The following is a 1,242-nucleotide window of genomic DNA, read 5'->3' as shown; positions in this document are numbered from 1 at the left end:
GAGAATGATTTCGAGAATCCGGTAAAAGAGATTGATGGTCTTTTGCATTTTCCCCTCCCGAAGAAATATCTAGAGCAGCCCTCGTTTCGCCAGGTTGCGCATCAGTGCCGCGGTGCCGAACGTCCATTCCGGGCATTCGTCAGTCGTCGTGACCCAGTTGATCAGCTTACCGAGCTTGGGCGTGGAGATTTCGACACGGTCACCCTTTGAATGGGTGAAGCCGAGACCTGGGCCATGGCGGTCCTTTACCGGCGCGAACATCGTGCCAAGGAAAAAGACTGCGCCGTCAGGATATTGGTGGTTACGGTTCAAGAGCTGCGAAGCGAGGTTTTCCGGCGTGCGGCTGATCGCCTCCATGGGGCTGACGCCCGTCATGGTGAAACCATCCTCTCCTTCGACCAGAAGAGAAATCTGCGCCCTCTTCACATCTTCAATGCTGAAGTTGCCATCGAACAGGCGGATGAACGGGCCGATTGCGCAGGAGGCATTGTTGTCCTTCGCCTTGCTGAGCAGCAGGGCGGAGCGGCCTTCGAAATCGCGCAGGTTGACGTCGTTGCCGAGCGTCGCGCCGACAATGCGACCGTCAGAGGTGATGGCCAACACCACTTCCGGCTCAGGGTTGTTCCACTGCGATTTGGGATGGACGCCGATCAGGGCACCGCAGCCCACTGAGGCCATGGCCTGCGCCTTGGAGAAGATTTCCGCATCCGGGCCGATGCCCACTTCCAGATATTGCGACCAGAGGCCCATTTCCTGGAGCAGTTTCTTCACCTCGGCGGCTTTTTCTGAGCCGGCCTCAAGTCCCTTGAGATTGTCGCCGAGAACAGGCGCCAGCCGTCCGCGAATTTCTTGCGCACGCAGCGGATCGCCTTTGGCCTGCTCTTCGATTACGCGTTCCAGCATGCTGTCGGCGAAGGTGACACCTGCAGCCTTGACGGCCTGAATATCGTTGGGAGCGAGAAGTTCGCCGGCTGAGCCGTCCAGAAATGCGTCCAGTGCGCCTAAGGCGACGAAAGTACCGGTGTCCTTGAGCTGCTCCACCAGGTCGGTCTTCTCCAGAAGCTCTGACATGGTTGGAGAAACAGATGTGAGGTCATAAAGCACGCCATCCTTGAGGAGGACGGGGCAGGGGCCGCCTTCGCTTTTCGACCAGACGCGGCCGACGAGCAAAGCGTTTTCATAATCCTCAGGCAAAATTGCGGTAGCGTCGATCGACCTTACGCCGGCCATGTATATCCTCCC

Annotated in this window: 1 protein-coding gene; it reads right to left on the bottom strand. The window is 58.2% G+C overall.

All coding sequences use genetic code 11. The features are described from left to right. Nucleotides 1–69: 69 nt before the first annotated feature. Nucleotides 70–1,230, bottom strand: coding sequence for a fumarylacetoacetate hydrolase family protein (locus BLU28_RS25795; protein ID WP_092651480.1), 1,161 nt, complete (start codon nt 1,228–1,230; stop codon nt 70–72). Between the last annotated feature and the right edge of the window lie 12 nt (nt 1,231–1,242).

It is taken from the genome of Agrobacterium pusense, assembly GCF_900102105.1.
Lineage (GTDB): Bacteria > Pseudomonadota > Alphaproteobacteria > Rhizobiales > Rhizobiaceae > Agrobacterium > Agrobacterium pusense.
This window is presented reverse-complemented; position numbering and strand designations above follow the sequence as displayed.

Excerpts from the sequence above, each read along its gene's own strand:
- BLU28_RS25795 (WP_092651480.1), bottom strand. The coding sequence starts at position 1,230 with ATGGCCGGCGTAAGGTCGATCGACGCTACCGCAATTTTGCCTGAGGAT.